The following is a 4966-nucleotide window of genomic DNA, read 5'->3' as shown; positions in this document are numbered from 1 at the left end:
GGCAAGTCTGCCTGTGGGGTCCCCCCCTGCAAGACAGCTTTCTTAATATATCACCCTTTTCTTCTCCCGTCAAGTACTTTTTTCTCTTTTATCTATTGTTCTTTTTTTCTGAATCCTTCAGCGATTGTATTGTCAATCACAGTTTCACGGAAGATGACATATCTCGGTAAATTGCGCATTACATCAATGTCTTCATCCGGATTACCGTTGATGATAACCAGCTCTGCGTTCTTACCAACTTTAATAGTTCCCTTCTCTTCGATAAGACCAGCAATTTCTGCGCTGTATTTCGTTGCCTGCAGCAAAATGTCCATCGGCTTAAAATCATACCATTCTCTGCGCGCAATAAATTCCAGTCCGGCCATATTCTTAAAAGTAGCATAATCGATGTCAGATCCAAAGCCCATCTTGAGTCCAGCTGCATAGGCTTTGTTAATGCATTCTTTTTCCTGCTTCTCATATTTAATCGCCTTTTCCGCAATACTATCTGATAAACCCGCCTGCCCTTCTTCGGTCATGCAAGCAAGACCAATACTACCGGTCGGCACTAGAAAGCAGTCGTCTCGATTTTTTAACATCTCTATCGCCTCATCATCGATAAAGCTCCCGTGTTCGATGGTGTAAAGCCCCGCTCGTATAGCTGTCTTTATACCCTCAGCCCCGTGTGCGTGCCCCATCACGTAAGAACCTCTCATCTTTGCGATTTGAACCGCCGCACGAAGTTCCTCTTCTGTGGCAATGGAAATGCCAGGTATGCCGCTCTCGTCAAGATAGCAGCCTGTCACCATGTATTTGATAATGTCGTTGCCTGCTTCAAACTGTTTTCTTACAGCTTTCATCACCTCCGCCGGTCCGTCAGCCACTTCATATAGAAGTGTGTATTCATCGTTACTTGGATTGGTCGGCGTTAAAGCTCTGCCAGAAGATATAATATCCGGCACATTGTCGATAAGCCCTGCATCCCTGAGTTTCATCAGCTTCACCGTAACATTATATGCACATCCTGCGTCTCGCAAAGTCGTATATCCCTGTCTCAAATATTCTCTGGCAAAATTATAGGAATCGACAAAGGTATACGACTCTTCTTTGCTATCCATCTCCGTAATTTTTCCCAGTTCAAATAGATACACGTGACAGTGGAGATCGAAAAATCCCGGCAATACAGTGCAGCCCGCAACGTCAATGATTTCTCCTTCAAAATCCTGCACACTTCCCGCCTCACAAATGTCGGTAATTTTCTCATGATCAACGATGATATCCGCCATTCTTCCTGTAAAACCTTCGGTTAGCTCAGGAATCAATCTGCAGTTTTTTAATAAAAACATAAAATTCACCTCCCTACTTAAAGATTTACATTTATTTCATCCTTCAGTGCCAGACTATCCATTTTCACTTCGCAGTCATAGGCAAGGATATGCACACCCTTTTCCATTGCATATCGAAGGGCCTGCCCGAATTCCGGGTGCGTCCTGTCGTTGGGTTCAAAGCCGTTCACGCCTGACATCTGTATGACAAATAGCACATAACCGCAATATCCTTGCTCTACTCCTTTGCAAAGCTCATAGATATGTTTTATCCCGCGTTCTGTCGGTGCATCAGGAAATCTGGCGATTCCTTTTTCCTCCAAAGTTACACCTTTTATTTCAAGCCAGCCTTTTTTTCCATTTTCTCCTTCTAAATAAAAGTCGAAGCGAGAATCTCCGAATGTTTTTTCTCGTTTTACAACTTGAAGATTTTTCATCTCCGGAAGCTTAAGAGTTCCCGACGTTAATGCCTCTTCACAAACTTTATTAGGCGCCTGGGAATCCATGTTGATTAAAACCTTTCCTTTTTCTACACCAATTAGAGAGTATCGCATTTTACGGCTCCCCATGCGTCCTGCAAAGTCTTCCAGGTAAACCGTCGCTCCAGGAACAAGGAGTTCTCTGCACCGTCCCGTATTTTTAACATGGGCACGCACAGTCTCTCCTCCAAGAGAAACTTCGGCAATAAACCGATTGGGTCTTGCAATAAAATTACCTTTACACATATTTTCGTATTTCATACATTGTATTTTAGCAAATTTTTCAGTATAATAAAAGGGTCAGTTTTCAAGAGGACGCTTTTGTCGACTCAGAAATCCTGCACACAAAATTATATTTATATAAAGGAGAGATTTTATGCAAGCACCTAATCCGATTGCTTTTTCGCTATTCGGACTTGATGTCAGATGGTACGGTCTACTCATAGGTCTTGGTTTTTTTCTGGCAATCCTAATCAGCTATAAGAGAGCGCCGAAACATGGAATAGAAAGTGAACACATCTTGGACTTTGCTATTTGGCTTATTCCTATGTCCATCATTGGCGCCAGGGTCTACTATGTGATTTTCAGCTGGGAGAACTATGCCGGTGATATCGGAAAAACTCTGGATATTCGAAGCGGCGGGCTTGCCATTCACGGTGGAATCATCGCTGGAATCATTACGGGATATTTTGTCGCACATCACTACAAAATTAACCTTCTTGAGCTGGCTGATTTAGTATTTCCTGCCGTTGCATTGGCCCAGTCCATCGGTAGATGGGGGAACTTTTTTAACTCGGAAGCCCACGGCGGTCCTACTGATTTACCTTGGGCAATTTCAGTAGACGGTCAATATGTGCACCCCACCTTCCTCTACGAATCCATCTGGTGCTTTGTGCTATTTGCATTTTTAATTTGGCTGGATAAGCGCAGAAGTTTTCCGGGACAAATTGCCTTTTTATACGGCATGCTTTATTCCCTGGAACGGGGATTTGTGGAACAACTAAGAACCGATAGCCTTATGATTGGCCCGTTAAAGCAAGCACAGGTCTTGAGTTTCTGTGTCTTCGTAATCTGTCTGACTGCATATGTCATACAAATGAAAAAAGAAAAAAGGAGTATATAAATTATGAAACTAGGAATCGTTGGTCTTCCCAATGTAGGCAAAAGTACACTGTTTAATGCGATTACCAAAGCCGGCGCAGAGGCTGCAAACTATCCGTTTTGCACCATCGAGCCCAATGTCGGCGTGGTAACCGTTCCTGATGAAAGAATCACCAAACTCCACGAGATTTACAATTCCAAAAAAACCGTTTACACGACTATAGAATTTTGCGATATCGCAGGTCTTGTAAAAGGTGCCTCCAAAGGAGAAGGTCTTGGAAATAAGTTCCTTGGACATATTCGTGAAGTGGCTGCCATCGTACACGTTGTCAGATGTTTTGAAAATGACAATATCGTCCACGTTGACGGAAAAATTGATCCGCTTTCCGATATCGAAACCATTAATACAGAACTGATTCTTTCCGATATGGAAGTGCTGGAAAGAAGAATCACCAGAACTACAAAAAATCTCAAAGGCGATAAGTCTCTGCAAAAAGAGCTGGATATTCTAAAAAAAGTCAATGATTTTCTAGCAGAGGGTAAGTCTGCAAGAGCCATGGATTTAACCGAAGAGGAAGCCGAATTTATCAAAACCTTGGACCTGCTTTCCTACAAACCGATTATCTATGTAGCTAATGTCTCCGAAGATGACGCTGCCGACAGCGCTGACAATACATATGTTGAATCAGTTCGTCAGTTTGCTGCAACCGAAGATGCACAAGTCGTTGTCATCTGCGCTGAAATTGAGCAGGAAATTTCTGAACTTGAGGAAGATGAGAAAGTCATGTTCCTAGAAGAGCTTGGAATCTGCGAATCCGGTCTTGATAAGCTGATTAAGGCCTCCTACAGTCTGCTGAATCTAATTTCTTTCCTAACTGCCGGCGAAGACGAATGCCGTGCATGGACTATTCGCAGAGGCACCAAAGCGCCGCAAGCTGCTGGAAAAATCCACACTGACTTTGAGCGCGGCTTTATCCGTGCAGAAACCATTGCCTACGACAAATTCATTGAATGCGGCGGCAACATGAATACAGCTAAGGAAAAAGGACTCCTTCGCTCTGAAGGCAAAGAGTATGTTGTCAAGGACGGCGATATCATTACCTTCCTGTTCAATGTATAAAGACAAGCAAACAATATATGTACGCAAAAGCCCTGCCTTTCCGGCAGGGCTTTAAGATTTTGTTATTCTATTATTTTGTGTGACTTAAAATAATATCTGTCAAATCAATCGGGTCAACGATTTTCCCGTCTTTGTAAACTCTCATGTTGCCGCTAGCAATTTCGTCAATGAGGATTACTTCGTCATTGTTGTAGCCAAATTCAAATTTGATGTCCCACAGTTCCAGACCCATAGTTGCTAGGTCATCAGCAACGATTTTGGTTATTTTCAAAGTCTGCTCTTTCATCTGTTCAAACATTTCTCGGTTCATTACTCCAAGGACTTCCAAACCTTCGCTTGTTACCAGAGGGTCACCCTTTGCGTCATCTTTGAAAGTAGTTTCAACATATCCGTTTTCGAAAACCGCGCCGTCTTCAATGTAATTGCCATATCTGCGAATAAAGCTACCAGTTGCTCTCAGTCTACAAATAACTTCAAGACCCTGTCCGAAAGGGGTTGCGCGCAGAACTTCCATCGTTGCATTTTCAACATCAGCACTTACATAGTGAGTCTTAATGCCTGCAGCATTAATCAGCTCAAAGTATCTGATAGAAGTCTTTAGATTAGCTCTGCCAATTCCTTCAATGGTCAGACCTACGCTGTTTTCGCCTGGGTCAAAAACACCGTCTTTTCCGGTGCAGTCATCCTTAAACTTCAAGAGCACATTTCCGTTGTCCAGTGCAAACACGTCTTTTGTTTTTCCCTGATAAATCTTTTCCATTTGTTTTCCTCCAATTGCGTTTCTATCATGTACCAATCACGGTAATATCCGTAAAAAATAACAAAAATATTATACAACCAACTGACTCTAATGACAAGAAAAAATTATTTCCTACAGTCTTCTGCTTTGTAGGTTTACAATAGATGTGTTACAACTGAATAAAAAAATTGCAAGATCTCATTTTTGTGTTAAAGTTAAGTTA

At 42.3% G+C, this 4966-nt stretch carries 5 protein-coding genes; 2 read left to right on the top strand and 3 right to left on the bottom strand.

Annotated features, from left to right (window positions below):
- Positions 1-92 precede the first annotated feature (92 nt).
- Both D1151_RS16085 and sfsA read right to left on the bottom strand, forming a co-directional pair.
- On the bottom strand, positions 93-1325 hold the full coding sequence (locus tag D1151_RS16085; protein ID WP_161909543.1) for an amidohydrolase family protein: 1233 nt from the start codon (positions 1323-1325) through the stop codon (positions 93-95).
- 17 nt (positions 1326-1342) lie between these two features.
- Positions 1343-2044, bottom strand: a complete 702-nt coding sequence (gene sfsA, locus D1151_RS16080; protein ID WP_161909542.1) for a DNA/RNA nuclease SfsA — start codon at positions 2042-2044, stop codon at positions 1343-1345.
- A 115-nt stretch (positions 2045-2159) separates the two neighbouring features.
- Between sfsA and lgt the strand changes: the two genes are divergently transcribed.
- Together lgt and ychF are read left to right on the top strand one after the other, a co-directional pair.
- On the top strand, positions 2160-2906 hold the full coding sequence (lgt, locus tag D1151_RS16075) for a prolipoprotein diacylglyceryl transferase (protein ID WP_160203274.1): 747 nt from the start codon (positions 2160-2162) through the stop codon (positions 2904-2906).
- A 3-nt stretch (positions 2907-2909) separates the two neighbouring features.
- The gene (ychF, locus tag D1151_RS16070; RefSeq protein ID WP_160203273.1) at positions 2910-4004 is read left to right on the top strand and encodes a redox-regulated ATPase YchF; all 1095 of its coding nucleotides are present in this window, start codon (positions 2910-2912) and stop codon (positions 4002-4004) included.
- A gap of 70 nt (positions 4005-4074) precedes the next feature.
- Here ychF and D1151_RS16065 read toward each other — a convergent pair whose 3' ends face one another.
- On the bottom strand, positions 4075-4764 hold the full coding sequence (locus D1151_RS16065; RefSeq protein ID WP_160203272.1) for a phosphoribosylaminoimidazolesuccinocarboxamide synthase: 690 nt from the start codon (positions 4762-4764) through the stop codon (positions 4075-4077).
- Positions 4765-4966 lie beyond the last annotated feature (202 nt).

The organism is Emergencia sp. 1XD21-10, assembly GCF_009936045.1.
In the GTDB taxonomy this organism is placed as follows: Bacteria; Bacillota; Clostridia; order Peptostreptococcales; family Anaerovoracaceae; genus Senimuribacter; species Senimuribacter intestinalis.
The sequence above is the reverse complement of the archived record's forward strand: the minus strand, read 5'-3'. Positions and strand labels throughout refer to the sequence as shown.

What these genes read in the sequence shown, in the direction of transcription:
- D1151_RS16085 (WP_161909543.1), bottom strand. Translation starts at nt 1,325, where the DNA reads ATGTTTTTATTAAAAAACTGCAGATTGATTCCTGAGCTAACCGAAGGT.
- sfsA (WP_161909542.1), bottom strand. Translation starts at nt 2,044, where the DNA reads ATGAAATACGAAAATATGTGTAAAGGTAATTTTATTGCAAGACCCAAT.
- lgt (WP_160203274.1), top strand. Translation starts at nt 2,160, where the DNA reads ATGCAAGCACCTAATCCGATTGCTTTTTCGCTATTCGGACTTGATGTC.
- ychF (WP_160203273.1), top strand. Translation starts at nt 2,910, where the DNA reads ATGAAACTAGGAATCGTTGGTCTTCCCAATGTAGGCAAAAGTACACTG.
- D1151_RS16065 (WP_160203272.1), bottom strand. Translation starts at nt 4,764, where the DNA reads ATGGAAAAGATTTATCAGGGAAAAACAAAAGACGTGTTTGCACTGGAC.